The 22645-nt window shown below is 57.0% G+C and carries 19 protein-coding genes; 5 read left to right on the top strand and 14 right to left on the bottom strand.

Annotation, left to right across the window (positions count from 1 at the left end; all coding sequences use genetic code 11):
- Positions 1-120: 120 nt before the first annotated feature.
- The 3 genes from gntT to gntX form a co-directional block, all read right to left on the bottom strand.
- Positions 121-1437, bottom strand: coding sequence for a gluconate transporter (gene gntT, locus DEO48_RS20625; RefSeq protein WP_039263070.1), 1317 nt, complete (start codon positions 1435-1437; stop codon positions 121-123).
- A 389-nt stretch (positions 1438-1826) separates the two neighbouring features.
- On the bottom strand, positions 1827-2402 hold the full coding sequence (gene nfuA / locus DEO48_RS20620; RefSeq protein WP_008503055.1) for a Fe-S biogenesis protein NfuA: 576 nt from the start codon (positions 2400-2402) through the stop codon (positions 1827-1829).
- A gap of 61 nt (positions 2403-2463) precedes the next feature.
- Complete coding sequence (gene gntX / locus DEO48_RS20615) at positions 2464-3147, bottom strand: DNA utilization protein GntX (RefSeq protein ID WP_109846159.1); 684 nt, start codon at positions 3145-3147, stop codon at positions 2464-2466.
- Positions 3148-3183: 36 nt separating this feature from the next.
- On the opposite strand from gntX, the gene bioH reads away from it, so the two are divergent.
- Positions 3184-3957, top strand: a complete 774-nt coding sequence (gene bioH / locus DEO48_RS20610; RefSeq protein WP_109846158.1) for a pimeloyl-ACP methyl ester esterase BioH — start codon at positions 3184-3186, stop codon at positions 3955-3957.
- Between the two features lie 111 nt (positions 3958-4068).
- Positions 4069-4338 (top strand): YdgH/BhsA/McbA-like domain containing protein, encoded by a 270-nt coding sequence (locus tag DEO48_RS20605; protein WP_023309499.1) that lies wholly within the window; start codon positions 4069-4071, stop codon positions 4336-4338.
- A 33-nt stretch (positions 4339-4371) separates the two neighbouring features.
- Here the strand turns inward: DEO48_RS20605 and feoC are convergent, their stop codons facing one another.
- The 5 genes from feoC to greB all read right to left on the bottom strand — a co-directional run bounded on the left by feoC (position 4372) and on the right by greB (position 10437).
- The gene (gene feoC, locus DEO48_RS20600; protein WP_024907906.1) at positions 4372-4608 is read right to left on the bottom strand and encodes a [Fe-S]-dependent transcriptional repressor FeoC; all 237 of its coding nucleotides are present in this window, start codon (positions 4606-4608) and stop codon (positions 4372-4374) included.
- A gap of 10 nt (positions 4609-4618) precedes the next feature.
- The gene (gene feoB / locus DEO48_RS20595) at positions 4619-6937 is read right to left on the bottom strand and encodes a Fe(2+) transporter permease subunit FeoB (RefSeq protein WP_109846157.1); all 2319 of its coding nucleotides are present in this window, start codon (positions 6935-6937) and stop codon (positions 4619-4621) included.
- 30 nt (positions 6938-6967) lie between these two features.
- Positions 6968-7195, bottom strand: coding sequence for a ferrous iron transporter A (feoA, locus tag DEO48_RS20590; RefSeq protein WP_008503050.1), 228 nt, complete (start codon positions 7193-7195; stop codon positions 6968-6970).
- 349 nt (positions 7196-7544) lie between these two features.
- Positions 7545-9875 carry a Tex family protein gene (locus tag DEO48_RS20585; RefSeq protein ID WP_109846156.1) on the bottom strand — a complete coding sequence of 777 codons (2331 nt, stop codon included), beginning with the start codon at positions 9873-9875 and terminating at the stop codon, positions 7545-7547.
- Between the two features lie 88 nt (positions 9876-9963).
- Positions 9964-10437, bottom strand: coding sequence for a transcription elongation factor GreB (greB, locus tag DEO48_RS20580; RefSeq protein WP_109846155.1), 474 nt, complete (start codon positions 10435-10437; stop codon positions 9964-9966).
- A gap of 232 nt (positions 10438-10669) precedes the next feature.
- Here greB and ompR point away from each other — a divergent pair, with 232 nt between their 5' ends.
- Together ompR and envZ are read left to right on the top strand one after the other, a co-directional pair.
- On the top strand, positions 10670-11389 hold the full coding sequence (gene ompR / locus DEO48_RS20575; RefSeq protein ID WP_001157751.1) for a two-component system response regulator OmpR: 720 nt from the start codon (positions 10670-10672) through the stop codon (positions 11387-11389).
- Positions 11386-12732: a two-component system sensor histidine kinase EnvZ gene (envZ, locus tag DEO48_RS20570; RefSeq protein ID WP_023309494.1), complete on the top strand. Its 1347-nt coding sequence runs from the start codon at positions 11386-11388 to the stop codon at positions 12730-12732. The genes ompR and envZ overlap by 4 nt, the downstream gene beginning before the upstream one ends.
- A 164-nt stretch (positions 12733-12896) precedes the next feature.
- Here envZ and pckA read toward each other — a convergent pair whose 3' ends face one another.
- From pckA to DEO48_RS20545, 5 genes are all read right to left on the bottom strand, one after another.
- On the bottom strand, positions 12897-14516 hold the full coding sequence (gene pckA / locus DEO48_RS20565) for a phosphoenolpyruvate carboxykinase (ATP) (RefSeq protein ID WP_023309493.1): 1620 nt from the start codon (positions 14514-14516) through the stop codon (positions 12897-12899).
- A 357-nt stretch (positions 14517-14873) separates the two neighbouring features.
- Positions 14874-15758 carry an Hsp33 family molecular chaperone HslO gene (gene hslO, locus DEO48_RS20560; RefSeq protein WP_161495995.1) on the bottom strand — a complete coding sequence of 295 codons (885 nt, stop codon included), beginning with the start codon at positions 15756-15758 and terminating at the stop codon, positions 14874-14876.
- A gap of 17 nt (positions 15759-15775) precedes the next feature.
- Positions 15776-16177: a ribosome-associated heat shock protein Hsp15 gene (gene hslR / locus DEO48_RS20555; protein WP_109846154.1), complete on the bottom strand. Its 402-nt coding sequence runs from the start codon at positions 16175-16177 to the stop codon at positions 15776-15778.
- Positions 16174-16857, bottom strand: a complete 684-nt coding sequence (gene yrfG, locus DEO48_RS20550; protein ID WP_032662264.1) for a GMP/IMP nucleotidase — start codon at positions 16855-16857, stop codon at positions 16174-16176. The genes hslR and yrfG overlap by 4 nt, the downstream gene beginning before the upstream one ends.
- Before the next feature lie 67 nt (positions 16858-16924).
- Positions 16925-19060: an intracellular growth attenuator family protein gene (locus DEO48_RS20545; protein ID WP_109846153.1), complete on the bottom strand. Its 2136-nt coding sequence runs from the start codon at positions 19058-19060 to the stop codon at positions 16925-16927.
- Positions 19061-19384: 324 nt separating this feature from the next.
- Between DEO48_RS20545 and nudE the strand changes: the two genes are divergently transcribed.
- Positions 19385-19945, top strand: coding sequence for an ADP compounds hydrolase NudE (gene nudE, locus DEO48_RS20535; protein WP_008503041.1), 561 nt, complete (start codon positions 19385-19387; stop codon positions 19943-19945).
- A gap of 88 nt (positions 19946-20033) precedes the next feature.
- On the opposite strand, the gene mrcA is transcribed toward nudE, so the two are convergent.
- A complete protein-coding gene (gene mrcA / locus DEO48_RS20530; protein ID WP_109846152.1) occupies positions 20034-22586 on the bottom strand; it encodes a peptidoglycan glycosyltransferase/peptidoglycan DD-transpeptidase MrcA in 2553 nt (850 codons plus the stop codon).
- Positions 22587-22645: the final 59 nt, after the last annotated feature.

Below are 22645 nucleotides of genomic sequence, written 5' to 3'. Positions count from 1 at the left end.
AAAAAAGTAAAAAAAACCCCGCCAGTGGCGGGTTTTTTATTGCCCGGTGGCGCTACGCTTACCGGGCCTGCATGGATCGAGTAGGCCGGGTAAGCGTCAGCGCCACCCGGCTTTTTTACATCAAACCACCATATTCAACAGCAGCACCCCGACCAGACCACACACCGAAATAATGGTTTCCAGCGCGGACCAGGACTTGATGGTTTCACCGATCGTCAGGTTGAAGTACTCCTTGAACAGCCAGAAGCCAGGGTCGTTAACGTGAGAGAAAATCACGCTACCGGAACCGACGGCAATAACCATCAGCTCAGGGCTTACGCCCGTGGTCGCAATCAGCGGGGCAACGATACCGCCCGCGGTGATCGCCGCAACGGTCGCAGAACCCAGCGCAATACGCAGAACCGCGGCAATAGACCAGGCCATCAGGAGCGGCGATACGTTGGTTTCATGCATCATGGCAGCGATGTATTTGTCCACGCCGCTGTCGACCAGAACCTGCTTGAATGCACCGCCGCCGCCGATGATCAGGAGCATCATGGCAATGATTTTGATGGAAGAGGTCAGCGTATCGTTGATCTGATCCATTGAACGGCCGCGGTTCAGGCCGAAGGTGAACATCGCGATCAGCACGGCAATCAGCGTTGCCATTACCGGGTCACCCAGGAATTCCGCAACGGACAGGAACGGATGACCTTTCGGCAGGATCATCTCTGCCACGGCGCGCATCGCCATCAGGATCACCGGTACCAGAGAGGTCCAGACGCTGACGCCAAAGCCAGGCATCTCTTCTTCGGTGAAGGTTTTGGCGCTGTAGAGACCTTCCGGAATCGGCTTATCAATGCCTTTCAGGAAGCGGGCATAAACCGGGCCCGCCAGAATCACGGTTGGGATCGCCAGAATCGTACCGAACAGCAGGGTTTTACCCATATCCGCGTGGAAGATAGTTGCGATAGCGGTTGGACCCGGGTGCGGCGGCAGGAAGCCGTGAGTCACGGACAGCGCCGCAGCCATTGGCACACCGACATACAGCAGCGGGATGTTTGCCGCAGCCGCGATGGTGAACACCAGCGGCAGCATCAGCACGAAGCCCACTTCATAGAACAGCGCGAAGCCGACGGTAAAACCGGTTAATACCACCGCCCACTGGATGTTCTTCTTGCCAAATTTGGCAATCAGCGTGGTGGCGATACGCTGCGCGCCCCCGCAGTCTGCCAGCATTTTGCCGAGCATGGCGCCGAAGCCCATGATCAGCGCCAGGCTGCCGAGCGTGCCGCCGACGCCGGCTTTGATGGAACTGATAACTTTAACCAGCGGCATACCCTGCATCAGACCGACTGCAAGTGCCACCAGAACCAGAGCGATAAATCCGTTCATTTTGAAGCGGATCATCAAGAGCAGTAATAACACAACACCGATAGCAACGATGACTAATGGCATGATTTACCTGGCCTTTGAATTGTTATGGGTAACGTCATTGTTTCAACGACAAATTCCGATTGTCCCAACTGGGAACAGAGTGTTAACGGCACTCATACTGATGCCTTCGAAACCATTAAGTTTAGTCGGCTGTTATAAGGATGCTGAGTGCCCACGAGAATGATACGGGTAACATGACTTGATTGAGAATCACCCTGGGAGGGTAAATTTGAATTATGAGACGCAGGTCAACATATGGGAGGTAAACGCAAAACGGTAACCATGAGGTTACCGTTTTTAATGTTTTCACCCTCTCCCGTGGGAGAGGGTCGGGGTGAGGGCATCAGACCTCACTATTTCTGTAGGCCCGGCAAGCGCAGCGCTACCGGGCGATACAGACGGATACTGAATTAGTAGTAAGAGTGCTCGCCGCGCTGGTGCTCGGTCAGGTCACGCACGCCTTTCAGTTCCGGGAACTCGTTCAGCAGCTGCTTCTCGATCCCTTCTTTCAGCGTCACATCGACCATGGAACAGCCGTTACAGCCGCCGCCAAACTGCAGAATGGCAAAACCTTCGTCGGTGATTTCCATCAGGGAAACACGACCGCCGTGGCCCGCCAGCTGTGGGTTAATCTGGGATTGCAGCAGATACTCAACGCGCTCCATCAGCGGGGCATCGTCAGACACTTTACGCATTTTCGCGTTCGGTGCTTTCAGGGTCAGCTGAGAACCCAGCTGGTCGGTGACGAAGTCGATCTCCGCATCTTCAAGATACGGTGCGCTCAGCTCATCAACGTAGGCGGTGAGCTGCTCAAATTTAAGGGCAGTGTCGGTGGCTTCCACAGCGTCCGGAGGACAATAAGAAACACCACATTCTGCATTCGGAGTGCCTGGATTAATCACAAACACGCGGATCTGCGTCCCTTCTTCCTGATTTGCCAGCAGTTTGGCAAAGTGCGCTTGTGCAGAATCGGAAATACGGATCATAGCTTTGGCCTAATAGTTGACTAAATTACCTGGGTATAATCATACGCCCATTGAAGAAGGGCTACAAGGTACGGCACAGACACCATACCTGAACCGACGCGGCGCCGCTTCGCAAAAGCAGTCGGGAAAGTTCAGTAACGGTACTGCCCGTGGTGACGACATCATCCACAATCGCGATATGGAGACCGTCGACCGGCAATTCAAGGCGAAAGGCATTTTTGAGGTTTCTTTTGCGAAGCCGGGCGCTGAGCTGATGCTGGATGGCGGTGGCATGAACGCGTGTCAGCGCGCGGGCCTCATACCGGCAGCCAAGCCACCGCGCGAGGGGACGGCAGAGCAGGTCACTCTGGTTATAGCCACGCCGCCAGTGCCGACGTCGGTATAAAGGGACATTCACCACCATGTCGATTTTCGGCAGTGACCGGTGACGTCGCGCCTGTAAAACCGCCAGCAACAGCAGTCTGGCAAGGGGCTGTGCCAGCGAGCTCTGCCCGGAAAACTTCAGCGCGTGGATCAGCCTGTTCAGCGGCGGAACATAATCATCCACGGCCACCAGCGCGCTCCACGGCGGGGATTTTTTCAGGCAGCGGCCACAGGGCAACGAGGGGTTTGTGGCCGGTAAACCACATTGTGGACAGATCCCGATACGCCATTCCAGCGATCGCGTGCAGACGGAGCAGACGCCCCACCCGCTGAGCGCCAGCGGCATTTGGCATAGCCAGCACAAGCCGGGTACTGTTAGCATGTGCAACCTCCATGTGAAAAAAGAGAACAGTAACTGATGAAGACGCTGTGGTGGCAGACCGTCGGGACAGGAAATTGCCATCTTGTGCTGCTGCACGGATGGGGCCTGAATGCAGAGATATGGAATTGCATACGTGAGGAACTCGCCTCGCATTTTACGCTGCATCTGGTGGACTTACCCGGCTTTGGCCGCAGCCGCGGGTATGGCGCGTTGTCGCTTGATGAGATGGCGCAGCAGGTTCTGGACGCTGCGCCGCAAAACGCGGTTTGGCTGGGCTGGAGCCTGGGCGGGCTGGTGGCGAGCCAGATTGCGCTGTCGCGGCCTGACCGCGTAAAAGCGCTGGTGACGGTGGCGTCATCGCCCTGTTTTAGCGCGAAGGAAGAGTGGCCCGGGATCAAGCCTGACGTGCTGGCGGGCTTCCAGCAGCAGCTGAGCGACGATTTCCAGCGGACCGTAGAGCGGTTCCTGGCATTGCAGACAATGGGCACTGACACCGCGCGTAAGGATGCCCGAACGCTGAAGCAGACCGTGCTTTCGCTGCCGATGCCGGAGGTTGAGGTGCTTAACGGCGGTCTTGAGCTCCTGAAAACGGTTGACCTGCGCGAGCCGCTGGCAGCTCTGACGGTGCCGCACCTGCGCATCTACGGTTATCTCGACGGGATTGTGCCGCGCAAAGTGGTTCCGCTGCTGGATTCGCTCTGGCCGGACAGCGAATCGCAGATCGTTGCCAAAGCCGCGCATGCCCCGTTTATCTCTCATCCGACGGAATTTTGTTCAGCGCTCATTGCGTTAAGTCAACGTTTAGACTGATTATTTTCTATCCATCCTGGAAAAAATAACACACCGCAACCATACTCCAGATGTCGTTGCGGTTGTTCTGCCTACGATAATCAAAACAACAATCCTATGGAGAGTCAGGCTATGAAACTTGTTACAGGTATTGTCACTTCTCTGGTTATTGGGTCACTGTCATTTGGCGTCTTTGCGGCAAAAGAGCTGGAAAAAGATAAAGTTGCCGGTATGAATTTGACGAAAATTGGTGAGATTTCTACGTCTGACACCACCGCGCCGATGGACGCGAGAAAAGAGCTGTCGAAGAAAGCGGATGAGCTGGGCGGAACGTACTACGTCGTCACCAGCGCTGAAAAGCAGACCAAAAACGTACGCGCAACGGCGGACGTCTACAAGTAATACGATAAAGCCGGGCATCGCTGCCCGGCTTTGTTAACGCAGCGCCCACCACTCCCTGAGGCAGGCCTTTCCTTCCGGACAGCTTTTACAGCTGCCGGAGAGACAGCCGTCCGCGTCTTCCTGAATCCGCACGGCTTTCCCCATGGCTTCCAGTCTTTCCAGCATGGCATCGATCATCGGCTGCGGCGTATGCAGGCTGAGGCTCAGCTGTTTCGCCTCCATTCGCCCTTGCAGTGCCAGCAGGTCACGAACCTGAATCAACGATGCCATGGTTTGCTCCTTAGTGACAGTCGCCCGCCGGGCTGCTGCAGCAGGTCGCGGCGGTTTTACGGTTTGCCAGCAGGTCGATGTCGACGCGGCTGCGCGCACGCCGCAGCAGGCCGAGCACTATCACGTTAAACAGCACAACCGCGAGAATGCAGACCAGGCTGTAGCGCGGATGCTGGCTGAAGTTAACGGTTTGATAAAAGAGCGTCGACAGCGAGTACGCAATGTTTAACCCCCACAGGATGGAGAAGCCCATCCAGCCGCGGCTGGACTCGCGGGCAATCGCCCCCATCACGGAGATGCACGGAATGTAGAGCAGAACAAAGATTAGGTAGCTATAGGCCGCGGACGCGCTGCCAAATTTCTCGCCCATCACGCCCATTGCACCCGTCGCCATTTCGCCGTCACCTTTGCTGGCCTCAATAGGGTTCGCCAGCACGCTCAGGCTGAAGGTGTCTTTCAGGCTCTGCCAGGTCTCCTCAACGGCACCCAGCAGTTCATGACCGAGATGAAACTCTGCCGGATTAAATTCCTGCTCCTGAATGTTCTCGGCGGTGTAGAGCGTATTCAGGGTACCGACAACCACCTCTTTCGCCATCGCACCGGTGAACAGCCCGACGGTCGCCTGCCAGTTATCCTCATGCACGCCAATCGGTTTGAAGACCGGCGTGATGACGCGGCTGACGGAGGCGAGGGCAGAGTCGTTGATATTATCCGCCGCCTGCCCGCTGAGGGTGAAGCTGTTCAGCGCGCTCAGGAAAATGCTGACGATGACAATCACCTTACCGGCGCGCAGCACAAAGCCCTTCAGGCGCTGCCATGTCTGGATCGCCAGACTTTTCAGATGCGGCACGTGATACACCGGCAGCTCCATCACAAACGGCGACGCTTCACCGCGCATGATGGTGTGCTTGAGCATTAAACCGGTGAGGATCGCCATCACGATGCCCAGCACATACAGCGAGAAGACCGCCAGCGCGCCCTGCTGGCCAAAGAAGGCTGCCGCAAAGACCGCAAAGATCGCCAGTCTGGCACCGCAGGACATAAACGGCGCCATCATAATGGTCATCAGACGTTCACGCGGCGCATCCAGGGTGCGTGCGCCCATCACCGAAGGCACGTTACAGCCGAAGCCGACAATCAGCGGGACGAAGGATTTACCCGGCAGGCCCAGCGCCTGCATCAGACGATCCATCACGAACGCGGCGCGGGCCATGTAGCCGGAATCTTCCAGGAACGAGAGAAACAGATACATCATGCCGATCTGCGGCACCAGAGGCAGAACGGTATTGATACCGCCGCCGATCCCCTGTGCGAGGAAGATGGTTAACCATTCGGGGAAGTGGAGGGTGTAACCTACCCACTGAATTCCGTGGACGAAGACCGCGACGGAACCGGCGTCGAAAATGGGCTGGAGGGCGCCGCCGATGTTAATGGCGAGCAGGAACATCACGTACATCACCAGCAGGAAGATGGGCAAACCGAGGAAGCGGTTAAGCACAACCCTATCCACCGCCGCCGTAAAGCGGCTGGGCTCTGCCGTCAGAGCGTTGCTGACAACGTCGCAAATCGAGGCGATGGCCTGGTAACGCGCATCGGCGATGTGAAGCGCCGGGTCGTCCAGCTCGTCGCTAAGACGGGCCACCGTCGCGTCCAGCTTATCGGCCGCATGCCCGGCGTAAGCGCGGCTGTAGATATCCCCTTCCAGCATCTGCAGGCCGAGCCACAGGCGCTGTTTCGCAGGCATGCTTTTGTCCATCTCCTGCGCCAGCACGTTGGCTTCGCGCAGGAGAGGCTTCGCGTAATGCACCAGCTCAATATCATGATTTCCCTGGTGACGGTCGATGGCCAGCTTCAGCGCATCAATACCGCGAGCGCGCGTCGAGACCAGCGGAACGACCGGGCATCCCAGGCGCGCGGAGAGGGCATCGACGTCGATACGCAGCTTTTGTTTCTCCGCAATATCGAGCATGTTGAGCGCCACAATGCAGGGGATCCCCAGCTCCAGCAGCTGCAGCGTCAGATAAAGGTTACGCTCGAGATTGGAGGCGTCGACCACGTTGATCAGCAGGTCCGCGTCGCCGCCAAGAATATAGTGGCAGGCAATCTGCTCATCGAGCGAAGTTTGCGACGATATGGTGGTTAACGAATAGGTGCCGGGAAGGTCAACCAGCGTCACCTGGTTGTCCGTTGTCGTGAACTGGCCCTCTTTACGCTCAACCGTCACGCCCGCCCAGTTGCCCACGCGCTGGCGAGCCCCGGTCAGCTGGTTAAAAAGCGTAGTCTTGCCGGAATTAGGATTGCCAATTAAGCCAATAGTTAACTTTTTCATTTTTTTAGACTCACTGAAACCGCTGGCTTGTTATCGGGATAAGGCTTCGACTTCTATTAACGCGAGGTCTTTCTTACGCAGCACCAGATTCACGCGGCGGGTTTCGATGTGAACCGGATCGCCCAGCGGCGCCACGCGCACGACCTGGAATGACGAGCCGGGAAGCATGCCCAGCGACAGCAGCTTTTGCCGATAGGCTGGGCTAATTTCGCGGGTAAAACCGGTAATCTTCCATGCACTGTCTGGAGTGAATTGCATAACGCCTGATTCCACGAAAGGTTAAATTATCTACTATGGGATGATAATGAGAATAGTTTTTATCAGCAATATTAAAACTGTGACGGAATGTTGTTTACGGTATTAATTTACGGCCTGTTTGACCTGGCTCAATATTTGCTGAATTGCCTGGAAAACGAAAAGAGGAGTATTTGTTAACGGGGTGATAATTCGTGGTTTAAATATGGCTATGCAATCGGTTTCATATATTACGGTATAATTTGTCCCCTCATCCCGACCCTCTCCCCATGGGGGCGAGGGAGAAAAGACCGCACCGTGCGATCCCCTCTCCCCTTTGGGGAGAGGGTTAGGGTGAGGGGCATTGACAGCCTTAGCGTTTCTTACCCATCGCTGCCGCCAGCGCATCCATCATCGCGCTGTTGCCTGCAGGCTGAGCATCACGTCCGCGCGGTTTTGCCGCTTTCGCGGCCGGGCGCTGCTGCTCGCGGCCACCGCCATTGCCGCCGCGGCGCGCGCTGGTGTCGCCCGGCTGCTCGTCCAGACGCATGGTCAGCGCGATACGCTTGCGCTGCAGATCCACTTCCAGCACTTTGACCTTCACGATGTCACCCGCTTTAACCACGGTGTGCGGGTCTTCAACGAACTTGTCGGCGAGGGAAGAGATATGCACCAGACCGTCCTGATGCACGCCGATATCCACAAACGCGCCAAAGTTGGTGACGTTGGTCACCGCGCCTTCCAGCACCATGCCGGGCAGCAGGTCGTTCATGGTTTCCACGCCGTCAGCAAAGGTCGCCGTTTTGAACTCAGGCCGCGGATCGCGGCCCGGCTTTTCCAGCTCTTTGATGATGTCGGTGACGGTAGGAACACCAAATTTGTCGTCGGTGAAATCAACGGCTTTCAGGTTGCGCAGGGCGCTGCTGTCACCCATGAGATCTTTCAGCGCCTGCTGGGTGGCGGCCAGAATGCGTTCCACCACAGGGTACGCTTCAGGGTGAACGGTAGAGGCATCCAGCGGGTTATCGCCGTGGTTGATGCGCAGGAAGCCCGCACACTGCTCAAAGGCTTTTGGCCCCAGACGGCTCACCTTCAGCAGCTGCTGACGGTTCTGGAACTGGCCGTTCTCATCACGCCAGGCGACAATGTTCTGCGCCATCATGCGGGTTAAGCCCGCCACGCGGGTCAGCAGGGGAACGGAGGCGGTGTTCAGGTCAACGCCGACGGCGTTTACGCAGTCTTCCACCACCGCATCCAGCTTACGCGCCAGCTGAGTCTGGCTCACGTCGTGCTGATACTGGCCCACGCCGATGGATTTCGGGTCGATCTTCACCAGCTCCGCCAGCGGATCCTGCAGGCGGCGAGCGATAGAGACCGCACCGCGCAGGGAAACGTCCAGGTCCGGGAACTCCTGGGCCGCCAGCTCGGACGCGGAATAGACGGATGCCCCCGCTTCGCTGACGATCACTTTCTGTGCCGTCACTTTCGGGAACTGCTTCTGCACGTCGAGGTAGAAACGCTCGGTTTCGCGTGAGGCCGTACCGTTGCCGATGGCAACCAGCTCCACGTTGTATTTTTCGCACAGCGCCGCTACCACGACGGCCGCTTTCGCTGCCTGGCCGGTGTGCGGATAGATGGTATCGGTCGCCACCAGCTTGCCGGTGCCGTCAACCACAGCGACCTTCACACCGGTACGCAGGCCCGGATCGAGACCCATGGTCGCGCGCAGGCCGGCAGGGGCGGCCATCAGCAGGTCGTGCAGGTTACGGGCGAAGACGTTAATCGCTTCATCTTCGGCGCGTTCGCGCACGGTGCCCATCAGCTCGGTTTCGAGGTGCATCAGCACCTTGATGCGCCAGGTCCAGCTTACTACGCCTTTACGCCAGCTGTCCGCCGGGGCGTTGTTCAGACGCAGGCCGAGATGGTCGATAATGATCTGCTCGCAGTGGCTCTCTTTCGGCGGCTCGTCAAACTGCGGGTCGGCGTTCAGGGAGAGCTGGAGCACGCCTTCGTTGCGGCCGCGGAACATCGCCAGCGCGCGGTGTGAAGGGGCGGTAGAGATCGGTTCGTGGTGATCGAAGTAGTCGCGGAATTTCGCGCCTTCTTCCTCTTTACCCGCGACGACGGTAGAGACGATGTGGGCATTCTTCCACAGGTAATCACGCACTTTAGCGAGCAGGGTGGCGTCTTCGGCGAAGCGCTCCATCAGAATGTAGCGCGCGCCGTCGAGGGCGGCCTTGGTGTCCGCTACGCCTTTGTCGGCGTCGATGAATTTCGCCGCTTCGGTTTCCGGGTCGTGGGACGGCTCGTTCCACAGCAGGTCGGCCAGCGGCTCAAGGCCCGCTTCAATCGCAATCTGCCCGCGCGTGCGGCGCTTCGGTTTGTACGGCAGATAGAGATCTTCTAATTCGGTTTTGCTCAGGGTGCCGTTAATGGCGCTTTCCAGATCGCTGGTCAGTTTGCCCTGTTCGCCGATGGATTTGAGGATCGCCTGACGACGTTCTTCCAGTTCGCGCAGATAGCCCAGACGGGTCTCCAGGTTACGCAGCTGCGTGTCATCCAGACCGCCGGTGACTTCCTTACGATAGCGTGCAATAAACGGCACGGTGTTCCCTTCATCAAGCAGGCGAACGGCAGCTTCTACCTGTTCGGCTCTGGCCTGAATATCACCCGCAATAATGCGGCAGAGCGAATCATTCATCATGGCTTTATCATCTGTTGAGTCGAAAAAATCAGGGGATAGTTATACGGGCTGACACGGCAAAATGCCAGCCGGGGAGGGCGCTCTCGGACTATTTTACGTAGACGATCTCATTGACGTACCAGATGGCTTCACCACCAGGGGTCTGAACGACGGCCAGATCGCCCACTTCCTTTTTCAGCAGCGCGCGGGCCATCGGGGAGTCGATGGAGATGTAATCCTTACGACCAAAAATTTCATCGTAGCCGACAATGCGAAAGCGCAGGGTGTCACCGTCGTCGTTTTCAATCTCCACCCACGCGCCGAAGAACACTTTGCCCTCCTGCTGCGGGGAGTAATCGACAATTTTGAGATTCTCGAGGCACTTCGTCAGATAGCGAACCCGGCGGTCAATTTCGCGCAGCCGCTTTTTGTTGTACTGGTAGTCAGCGTTTTCGCTGCGATCGCCCAGGCTTGCCGCCCAGGTCACCTTTTTGGTTACTTCAGGACGCTCTTCGCGCCAGAGGTAATCCATCTCTTTTTTGAGCTTTTCGTACCCTTCGCGGGTGATCAGGGGCGTTTTCATGGTAAAGCCTTTGCTGCCTGCCGGTTAACTGTCTTGCGCACAATACGTACCACACAGTGTAACAGACAGGATTAATAATGATTTATGTGATGAAATGAGCAGATAAGCTGCTGTTAAATATGCTTTGTAACAATTTCGACTAGAATTTATACCAGAATTAACTGGTCGAATACGTGCACTTTTTTAGAATACGCTGTTACAAAGACTATCCGAACCTTTGGGAGTACACACAATGCAAGAGAACTACAAAATTCTGGTCGTGGATGACGACATGCGCCTGCGTGCGCTGCTGGAACGTTATCTGACCGAGCAGGGCTTCCAGGTTCGTAGCGTCGCGAACGCTGAGCAGATGGACCGTCTGCTGACCCGTGAATCTTTCCACCTGATGGTTCTCGACCTGATGCTGCCTGGCGAAGACGGGCTTTCTATCTGCCGCCGTCTGCGCAGCCAGAGCAACCCGATGCCGATCATCATGGTGACGGCGAAGGGTGAAGAAGTTGACCGTATCGTGGGCCTCGAAATCGGCGCGGACGACTACATTCCAAAACCGTTTAACCCGCGTGAACTGCTGGCGCGCATTCGCGCTGTTCTCCGCCGTCAGGCGAACGAACTGCCGGGTGCGCCGTCGCAGGAAGAAGCCGTCATCGCCTTCGGCAAGTTCAAGCTGAACCTCGGCACGCGCGAGATGTTCCGTGAAGACGAGCCAATGCCGCTCACCAGCGGCGAGTTTGCGGTACTAAAAGCGCTGGTCAGCCACCCGCGTGAACCGCTTTCCCGTGACAAGCTGATGAACCTGGCGCGCGGTCGCGAATACTCCGCAATGGAACGCTCTATTGACGTGCAGATCTCCCGCCTGCGCCGCATGGTGGAAGAAGATCCTGCGCATCCTCGTTATATTCAGACCGTATGGGGTCTGGGCTACGTGTTTGTCCCGGACGGCTCTAAAGCATGAGGCGAATGCGCTTCTCGCCGCGTAGCTCGTTTGCCCGCACCCTGTTACTGATCGTCACCCTGCTGTTCGTCAGCCTGGTGACGACCTATCTGGTGGTGCTGAACTTTGCGATCCTGCCGAGCCTCCAGCAGTTTAATAAGGTCCTGGCCTACGAAGTCCGTATGCTGATGACCGATAAACTGCAGCTGGAGGACGGCACGCAGCTCGTCGTTCCCCCGGCGTTTCGCCGTGAAATCTACCGTGAGCTGGGCATTTCGCTCTACTCCAACGAAGCGGCGGAAGACGCTGGCCTGCGCTGGGCGCAGCACTACGAATTTCTCAGCCAGCAGATGGCGCAGCAGCTGGGCGGCCCAACGGAAGTGCGCGTTGAGGTCAACAAAAGCTCGCCCGTCGTCTGGCTGAAAACCTGGCTGTCACCCAATATCTGGGTGCGCGTTCCGCTGACCGAAATCCATCAGGGCGACTTCTCGCCGCTGTTCCGCTACACCCTGGCGATTATGCTGCTGGCGATAGGCGGCGCGTGGCTATTTATCCGTATACAGAACCGACCGCTGGTCGACCTGGAGCACGCGGCGCTGCAGGTCGGTAAAGGGATTATTCCACCTCCTCTGCGCGAGTATGGCGCCTCGGAGGTCCGTTCGGTGACGCGCGCGTTTAACCATATGGCGGCAGGCGTGAAGCAGCTGGCGGACGATCGTACGCTGCTGATGGCGGGCGTAAGCCATGACCTGCGCACGCCGCTGACGCGTATTCGTCTGGCGACGGAGATGATGGGGGAAGAGGACGGTTATCTCGCAGAGTCCATCAACAAAGACATCGAAGAGTGTAACGCCATCATCGAGCAGTTCATCGACTACCTGCGCACCGGGCAGGAGATGCCGATGGAGATGGCGGATCTGAACGCGGTGCTGGGCGAGGTGGTGGCTGCGGAAAGCGGCTACGAGCGCGAGATTGATACCGACCTGCAGGCGGGTGAGATTCAGGTACGCATGCACCCGCTCTCCATTAAGCGCGCGGTGGCGAACATGGTGGTCAACGCGGCGCGCTACGGCAATGGCTGGATTAAAGTCAGCAGCGGGTCTGAACTCAACCGCGCCTGGTTCCAGGTGGAAGACGACGGTCCGGGCATCAAGCCCGAGCAGCGTAAGCATCTGTTTCAGCCGTTTGTGCGCGGCGACAGCGCGCGCAGCACCAGCGGCACGGGCTTAGGTCTGGCGATTGTTCAGCGTATCATCGATAACCACAACGGACTGCTGGAGATTGGCACCAGCGAGCGGGGTGGGCTGAGCATTCGCGCCTGGCTGCCGGTACCGGTGACGCGGGGGCAGGTGAAAGAGAGTTAAAAAAAGGGTGGCAATTGCCACCCTTTTTTATAGGTCGGGTAAAGTGAAGCCGCCACCCGACAAAATGCGGTCTCTGCGGTCTGATGCCCTCACCCCGCCCCTCTCCCACGGGGAGAGGGAGAAAACATTAAAAAAGGCAACTTTCGTTGCCTTTTTGCTTTTACCTACAGCTTCGGACCCGCGCTCACCAGCGCAGCACCCGCCGGGGTATCGGTATACTTCTCGAAGTTCTCGATAAACAGCTTCGCCAGCGATTCCGCTTTCTCGCGCCACTGCTCCGGAGAACCGTAAGTGTTGCGTGGGTCGAGGATATGCGTATCCACACCCGGCAGCGACGTTGGGATCGCCAGGTCAAACATCGGCAGCGTAAAGGTTTCGGCGTCGTCCAGAGAACCATCCAGAATGGCGTCGATAATCGCGCGGGTATCTTTGATAGAGATACGTTTGCCGGTACCGTTCCAGCCGGTGTTCACCAGGTAGGCCTGCGCGCCGGATGCCTGCATGCGTTTCACCAGCACTTCAGCGTACTGCGTCGGGTGCAGCGACAGGAAAGCCGCGCCGAAGCAGGCGGAGAAGGTTGGGGTTGGCTCCGTCACGCCGCGCTCGGTACCCGCCAGCTTGGCGGTGAAGCCGGAGAGGAAGTGGTACTGCGTCTGGCTGGCCGTCAGGCGAGACACCGGAGGCAGCACGCCGAACGCATCCGCGGTCAGGAAAATGACCTTCGTGGCATGACCCGCTTTTGACACCGGCTTCACGATATTGTCGATGTGGTAGATCGGGTAAGAGACGCGGGTGTTTTCCGTTTTCGACGCATCGTCGAAGTCGATGGATCCGTCGGCACGCACGGTGACGTTTTCCAGCAGCGCATCGCGACGGATCGCGTGGAAGATATCCGGCTCGGCCTCTTCAGACAGGCGAATGGTCTTCGCGTAGCAGCCGCCTTCAAAGTTGAATACGCCGTCGTCATCCCAGCCGTGTTCGTCATCGCCAATCAGGCGACGTTTTGGATCGGTGGACAGGGTGGTTTTCCCGGTGCCGGACAGGCCGAAGAATACCGCCACGTCGCCTTTTTCACCGACGTTAGCCGAGCAGTGCATGGAGGCGATGCCCCGCAGCGGCAGCAGGTAGTTCATGACCGAGAACATCCCTTTCTTCATTTCGCCGCCGTACCAGGTACCGCCGATCAGCTGGATACGCTCGGTCAGGTTGAAGGCCACAAAGTTTTCGGAGTTCAGACCCTGCTCTTTCCACTGTGGGTTAGTGCATTTCGCACCGTTCATCACGATGAAATCCGGGGTGAAATCCTGCAGCTCTTCGTCGGTTGGACGAATAAACATGTTTTTCACGAAATGCGCCTGCCAGGCCACTTCAGTGATAAAACGCACGGAGAGACGGGTATCGGCGTTAGCGCCGCAGAAAGCGTCGACAATAAACAGACGCTTGCCGGAAAGTTGATGGGTGACGAGCCCTTTCAGGTGCTGCCAGGTTTCCGGGGAGAGCGGTTTGTTGTCGTTCTTCCCTTTGCCCTTGTCAGCCCACCACAGCGTATCGCGGGTGGTTTCGTCTCGGACGATATACTTATCTTTCGGCGAACGACCGGTAAAGATACCGGTATCGACGGCGATAGCACCAAGATTCGTCAACACACCACGCTCGTATCCTTCCAGTGCTGGATTGAGCTCTTCCTGATACAGCGTATCGTAGTCGGGGTTGTAGACGATTTCCTGGACGTCGTGAATACCATAAGCCTTGAGATCTTGCGGGGTTAAACCAGTAACACGCATATCACTGCTCCTTAGCCAATATGTACTGCCTGAAATTGTAGGGTTTTTCTGAGGTTGTTAACCGCGACGGGGCTCATAGATTTACGCATCTGGACAAAACCCTTACTAACGGAAAACGCTGCGACTCCAGTCACAGCGCAGGCGGATTATCGCAGGAATCGCTTTTTGGTTGGGGAAAATGTTCCGAAAAGGTTAAAGAGTGGTGATTTTATCGGAAAGAATGTGAATGTAATCGCATACACGTAAGAAAATTACGTAAGAGTTACATAAGGAAAACGATTCAGCTTAAGCGGGGGTTTTTGCCCCTCACACCAGCCTCTCCCAAAGGGGAGAGGGTTAGGGTGAGGGGAAAGGGGTTTAGTGAACCTGCGGATCCGCCGGGGAGGCGTTATTGCGGATCTCAGCGATATCCATCGAATTGAACACGTAGTGCGTACCGCAGTAGTCACAGTGCATATCAATTTCGCCGTCTTCCGCCATGATGCTGTCGATCTCTTCATCCGGCAGGGTTTTCAGCGCGCCAGCACAGCGCTCGCGTGAGCAGGTGCACTTAAATTCCACGGACTGCGGATCGTAAACCGTCACTTCTTCTTCGTGGTACAGACGCCACAGCACGTCGGTCGCCGACAGGTTGAACAGCTCTTCCGCTTTGATGGTTTCGGTCAGCGTCGCCAGGTGCTCAAAGTCATTGGTCTGTGCGTCCTGCGCAGGCAGAACCTGCAGCAGCATACCGCCGGCAGCAGGCTGACCGTCCACTTCACCGGTGCGGATGAAGAGACGCGTCGGCAGCTGTTCAGAACGCATGAAGTAATCTTCCAGGCAGGCTGCCAGGGTATCGCCTTCCAGACCCACCACGCCCTGATAGCGCTCGCCTTCCTCAGGGGAGATGGTGATCACCAGGTAGCCATTACCCACCAGCGTTTTGAGGTCTGCATTTTCAGGCACGTCGCCCTGAACGCGCGCCACGCCGCGCATCTGCTGCTGGTTATTGCCGTTGATCACCGCCAGCGTCATCGGGCCGTCACCCTGCAGCTGCACGGTGATATCACCGGCAAACTTCAGCGTCGCCGTCAGCAGGCTGGTGGCAACCAGCAGTTCGCCCAACAGGGTCTTCACCGGCAGCGGGTAGTTGTGGTTTTCCAGAATCTGTTTCCAGGTTTCGGATACGGTGACCAGCTCGCCGCGCACGGCGAATTGTTCAAACAGATAGCGGTGTAATTGGTCGTGTTGGGCCATTTTCATCTCTCGTGCGGGTGAGGTTAATCAGTCTCACCGTGTTTAAATTTCATCAGATCGCGGCGCTCTTTTTTATCCGGTCGCCGGTCCGGGTGGGGCATCGTCAGCGCGTTCATTTTGCGCGCCAGCGCGGTCTTCTCGCGCTTTTCAATGCTCTCCGCTGTCTCTTCATAAAGCAGTACGGCTTCCGCTGCAGGTCGACGCTGTTCGGTTATGGCTTTAATCACCACAGTACGTTCATCGTTGCCCTGACGCAGCGTTAAGGTGGCATTCAGTTCAACCAGCTTGCTCGGTTTGCTGCGATGGCCGTTATAATGCACTTTTCCGCCGTCAACCATCTCGCGGGCAAGGGCGCGTGTTTTATAAAAACGCGCTGCCCACAGCCATTTATCCAGTCTTACCCCGTCAGAGGGTTTTTCTTTCATGGCGTCTCCTTCACGGTCAGTGAGGGGATCATCTGGCGATAGTCGTTTAGTCCAGGATGGCGCAGATAGCTTTTTTCAGCCAGGCCAGAGTCAGGATTGGTCACGCCCAGACAGTAGCGAATGCCAAATCTTGCCGCGGAATCCAGAATGGGCTCGCTGTCATCAATGAACAACGTACGTTCTGGCTGCAAACCCGTCTCTTCCCTCACCGCATGCCACAACCGCTGATCCTCTTTCGGATAACCAAATGTATGGGTGGAAAGTAATAAATCAAGGTGCGACGCCAGGCCGGTATGCTCCAGCTTCACCGCCAGATTATGTGGATGCGCGTTGGTCAGCAAAATACGGCGCTTGCCGCTTGCTTTCAGCGCATCCAGAAAGGGCACGGTGTCCTCGCGCAGAACGGCGCGCGGGCCCTGGGCGGTGGTCATGGCACAAATATCCAAACCGAGGCGCTCGCTCCAGTAGTCAAGACAGTACCAGTTTAGCGTATGTTGCACCGCGCTATATTGCGAACGAATGAATGCCTGTGCTTCCGCCGGGGAGATCCCCTGCTGCTCGCCATAGGTTTCTGGAACCAGCGTTTGCCAGAAATAGTTATCAAAGGCGAGATCGAGCAGCGTGCCGTCCATATCCAGCAGAACGGTATCTACCTCCTGCCAGGCGATATCAAGATGCATAAGGGGGAACTCCAGCCAGAAGAAACGTGCGCGACAGGGTAGCACATCTTGCCGCGCAACGACGTTATCAGATCAGGCTCTCAGACGAGGGGATCAGCTTAGGATTGAGGCAGTTTTCATAATACTGCTGGATGTCGGCAAGCCGGGTGCGCGAGCGCTGGTAGCGGCGCAGGGCCATAAAGCCGTTCCAGAAAATGGCGATCAGCATCGCGGTCATCAGCAGAGAGGTGCCGATGTAACGCCATAAGCCTGCGCTATCCGGCATCCGGTGCAGGCCGATATGGCGAGTGCCGTTGGCGTCGGTATAAATACTCGTAACAATCCCTTCGGCGCTGAACGGCGTTTGCATCAGCATCTGCGCCAGGCGCTGGAACTGGCTCCACTGCTCCTGAGCCGGGTAGTCATAAAGCGCAACCTGCGGGTAGGGCTGATCGACCAGGTCGCTGCCTTCATCGCTTGCTATTACAAAGCCGCCCGGCGCTGGGCTGTTCAGCGCCTGAGCCGCGCGGGTGGTCTCGCGCATCATGAACGGCGACGTCGAGGTGGCGACCAGGTTATCCAGCGATTCAGCGCTCACCGGACGCAGCAGGACATTAACGCCATCCAGTCGTCCCGCTTCGGCGCGTTTCACCAGCGAGTCCCAGTCTTTGCTGTTCCCCAGGTTTACCAGGGCGTTTTTAAGGCGTATGCACTCATCCTGAGAGGAGCATAAATCCTGCGTTTTCAGGACGATGTCACCAAAATCATCCAGCAGAACCATGCCTGATTTCTGAATGGCCGAGCGCAGCGCGGGGCTGACGCGCGAATCATCGTCCGGTTTCGGGTGCAGCTGGCGGTTAACCGTCTGGGTGAGAGCCGTGGCCTTGTTCACCACTTCGGATTCCGGCAGCGGCAGCGGCGGCGCGTCGTTCCAGATAATTTGCGAGCAGTCGAACGGCATGAACGGCGAGCTCTGACGCGTGTTCCAGGCCCCCGGGGTGTGAATATTACACATCCCGGTCCCCTTCAGGCGCAGCGTGTCCCCCACGCGTACACCGGCTTCATCCAGTTTGTTGACGCTGGTCGCTTCAATGGTTTGCGCCCCTTTGATCCACGACAGGGTGAATTTAATGGGCATATCCAGCGGCACGAAAAGCAGCAGCATGGCTAAGACCAGCGCGGCGCCGCCGGCAATGACCGTACTGCGTAGCCAGTGCTGAAGCGGGAAATTTTTCACTTCATCATGCAGGGATAAGAAGCGCCCCTGGCGCACAACGTGGCGGTCAAGGTAGATATCAATATCGGTTTTCTGCCCTAAGTCCTGTGCGATCCACGGCTGCCAGTGGCGCGGGTAGATCAGGTCGATAATACCGAGCGAGATATTATTGAGATGCTCCTGATCGTTTTCACCGAACAGGCCCCAGCGCTTTGGCGTCCCGCGCAGGCAGTGGATCTCGCGCAACGAGGTTTTGGCCGGGGGGGCAAAGAGACCCCAAAGCCCGCCGGCCAGCAGCAGCACCGCGCCGCCAGCCAGCCAGGGGACAAACACATCCGGCGTCAGCAGGCAGATAAAAAAGAGCAGGAAGGCAGCAACGATCAGAATGGCTTCACGGATGCCGTCCGGGCGGCTCAGGGCGTACTCTTCATGCGTCTCCTGGCGAATGTTCAGCAGTTCGATCTGCTCTGTCTCTTCGCCACGAATGGACGCCTGCGTTGAACTCGCGCGTTCCAGCGCAAAACGCGGGGCTTCCTGAAGGTATTCATTCAGCGTATGGCCGTTAAGCGTGATAACCAGAGGCAATGAATCGGTGTGAATCAGCTCAACGCTGTTTTCGTCATTTATGTACTGCTCCCAGGACGGGGGCAGATGCACTTCGACGGAATCAAGGTAATAGCGCCATTTGTTGGGGTCATCAGTGGTGATGCCATAGCGCGTGATGGAGCGCGTCACGCAGAGCACGGTATCACTTTGCGCATTAAGCTTGAGCGCGACGGGCGCAGCGGTGGCTCCCGTTGGCCCAGGCGTTAACTGAGTACGGTTCAGGATTTCGAGATAGTTTTCAACCGCATCGCGCTCGTCTTGAGTGAGTTTACGCGTGCTCGCACCCGCAAATGCATTTAAAAACGGCAGACGATAACGGCGCTGTACGCGGCGCCTGTACAACCATCCTGCAACAAACGCACCGGCCAGCATAGCAGCGAGAACAATCAAAATGGTGCTCATGCTTTCCCCATCTTACTTATCTTCTTACAGGTGTAGTCAGTAGCACCTTTACATTGAATGAGAGTCTGTGGCTGGCTATCGGCAAGTATGGAGTCGAACTTGAGCATTCTGAAGCGCATCCCAGTGACCGGTGATGATAGCAAAGCCTGTTATGGCGCGATATCAGCAAATTCCTGGAAACATTTCAACCTCTTGACATTTGTTTTGAATTGAGGATTGAACCCAGTTACGTTGCATAAATGTAAATAAAGAACGATTGACATTGCCGAAACCGTGCGGCATATCGCACAATAACGCCAGTTCTCACTGCTAAGACCCATCAAGATGAGCAAACCACTACAAAAACCCACCATTCTGAATGTAGAAACTGTCGCCAAATCGCGCCTGTTTAATGTCGAAAGTGTGGACCTGGAGTTCAGCAACGGTGTGCGTCGCGTTTATGAACGTATGCGCCCCTCTTCGCGCGAAGCGGTGATGATTGTTCCCATTGTCGACGATCATCTGATTTTGATCCGCGAATACGCTGTGGGAACGGAATCTTACGAGCTTGGGTTCTCGAAAGGGCTTATCGACCCGGGTGAAACCGTCTTTGAAGCTGCAAACCGCGAGCTTAAAGAAGAGGTGGGCTTTGGTGCGAATGAGCTTTCATTCCTGAAAAAGCTGAGCATGGCGCCGTCCTATTTTTCAAGCAAAATGAATATCGTGGTGGCTGAAGACCTCTATCCTGAATCGCTGGAAGGGGATGAGCCGGAGCCGCTGCCGCAGGTTCGCTGGCCGCTAGCGCATCTGATGGATCTGCTGGAAGACCCTGACTTTAATGAGGCTCGCAACGTGAGCGCGCTGTTCCTGGTACGGGAATGGTTGAAGGGGCAGGGGCGACTGTAGTGGCCTGATGCCCTCACCTCAACCCTCTCCCACGGGAGAGGGAGCAAACACAAAAACGGCAACCAGAGGTTGCCGTTTTGCTTTGTTGTCAGAACAGCTCGTGCGTTTCGCCGTTATCGATAATCTCTGTACCCACCTCGTGCACCGCCTGTGTGGTTGGCTGGGTGCCCTCAATGAAATACTCTTCGCGACTATTACCGCCGTTGGCAAGCTGACCGGTGCTGCGGTCGATATTAACCGTCACTACGCCTGGCGGCGGCGTTAACGGCTGCTCCGGCACACCTTCAAGAACGGACTTCATATAGGCATCCCAGGCCGGCTGCGCGCTCTTCGCTCCGCCTTCGTAGCCGGAAATCTGATCCTTAATCGCGCCGGATGCCGTGGTACGACCTAAGTCACGGCGGTGATCGTCGAAACCGATCCAGACCGACGTCACCACGCCCGGGCCGTAGCCGGAGAACCACGCGTCTTTCGAGCTGTTGGTTGTCCCCGTTTTACCGCCGATATCATGGCGCTGCAAATCGCGCCCTGCGCGCCAGCCGGTACCCTGCCAGCCCGGTTCACCGAAGATGTTGGTGTTCAGCGCGCTTTTGATCAGGAAGGACAGCGGCGTGTTGATCACGTGCGGGGCATACTCCGGCGCGCCGGTCTGTGCCACCAGAGACTGGTTAGCCTGCTCGAGCTGCGGCTGCGGCACGACGCCGTTCTGCTGCTCCTGAGATACGGCAGGGTCTTCCATGTCCTTGTTTTCAAGCACGTCGGATTTCGGCGTATTGCCATAAATGACCGGAATATCGCAGTCAGGGCAGGCAATCTTCGGCTTCGCTTCGAACAGCACGCCGCCCTGATCATTTTCAATCTTGCTGATGAAGTACGGGTCAATCAGGAAGCCGCCGTTGGCCATCACCGAGTACCCGCGTGCGACCTGAAGCGGCGTAAACGAGGCGGAGCCTAACGCCAGCGACTCGGTGCGAACGATGTTCTGCGCCGGGAAACCGAAGCGCTGCAGATACTCTGCGGCATAGTCGACGCCCATCGCGCGCATGGCGCGCACCATCACTACGTTTTTCGACTGTCCCAAGCCCTGACGGAGACGAATTGGGCCGGCATACTCCGCAGGGGAGTTCTTCGGCTGCCAGTCGGAACCGGCACCGGCATCCCAGCGGGAGATTGGCACGTCGTTAAGGATGCTGGCGAGGGTCAAGCCTTTATCCATCGCTGCCGTGTAGAGGAACGGTTTGATATTGGAACCGACCTGACGCAGCGCCTGGGTGGCGCGGTTAAATTTGCTCTGGTTGAAATCAAACCCGCCGACCAGGGCCAGGATGGCACCGTTCTGTGGGTTAATAGAGACCAGGGCCGAGTTGACGTCCGGCACCTGTGCCAGCCACCAGGCTTCGCCTACCTTGCGCACCCAGATTTGCTGCCCGGTCTGCACGGCATCGGTCACTTTACGCGGCGTTGCGCCCTGCAGCGTATCCGAGCGGTAAGGACGCGCCCAGCGGATACCGTCCATGCGCAGCGAGACGGAGGTACCGTCCGCGAGCGTCGCAACGGCTTCCTGAGGATCGGCCTGCGTCACCACGGCAGGAAGGAGCGGACCATAGGTTGGCAGCGCCTTCAGCGTACTGGTGATTTTTTTACTGTCCCACGCGCTTTCGCCCACTTTCCAGAGCACGTTTGACGGGCCGCGATAGCCGTGACGCATATCGTAGTCCATCACGTTGTTCCGCACCGCTTCCTGAGCCGCCTGCTGGACCTTACGGGTGACGGTGGTGTACACGCGATAGCCATCTTCGTAGGCCTTGTCACCATAGCGATTCACCATCTCCTGGCGAACCATTTCGGTCAGGTAAGGAGATGCGAAGGCGATTTCAGGGGCGTGGTAGTTAGCGTCAATAACATCGTTACGCGCCTGGTCGTACTCGCTCTGGCTGATGTAGCCTTCGCTCAGCATACGTGACAGGACGACGTTACGGCGCGCGGTGGCGCGATCGAGCGAGTAGAGCGGGTTAAACGTGGACGGCGCTTTCGGCAGACCGGCGATGGTTGCCATTTCGCTTAAGGTGAGCTGCTCAACGGGCTTACCGAAGTACACCTGTGCGGCAGCCCCCACGCCATAGGCGCGGTAGCCCAGGTAGATTTTGTTGAGGTACAGCTCAAGGATTTCGTCTTTGCTCAGCAGCTGCTCAATACGGATCGCGAGGAACACCTCTTTGATCTTACGTATCAGCGTCTTTTCAGGGCTGAGGAAGAAGTTACGCGCCAGCTGCTGCGTAATGGTACTCGCCCCCTGAGAGGCGTGACCAGAGAACAACGCAATGCTCGCGGCACGGAAAATCCCCACCGGATCGACACCGTGGTGCTCGTAAAAACGGCTGTCCTCCGTGGCGATAAAGGCTTTCACCATCACGGGGGGGATTTGGTTTAAGGTGAGCGGAATACGACGCTTCTCGCCATACTGCGCCATCAGCTCGCCATCGGCGCTATAAACTTGCATCGGGATCTGGAGGCGCACATCGCGAAGCGTGGCGACATCAGGTAGCTGTGGCTCAATATATTTGTATAAACCGTAAATCGAGCCTGCTCCCAGCAGAATGCAACAGACTGCAAGGATGAATAAATACTTTACGAACTTCACCGGAGATTTCCCATTTGGTTTCACTTGGGCAGTTTCTAAACAATCGCGCGGTAGTATAA

The organism is Enterobacter sp. CGMCC 5087 (genome assembly GCF_003144775.1).
Taxonomy (GTDB): domain Bacteria; phylum Pseudomonadota; class Gammaproteobacteria; order Enterobacterales; family Enterobacteriaceae; genus Enterobacter; species Enterobacter cloacae_M.
This window is presented reverse-complemented; position numbering and strand designations above follow the sequence as displayed.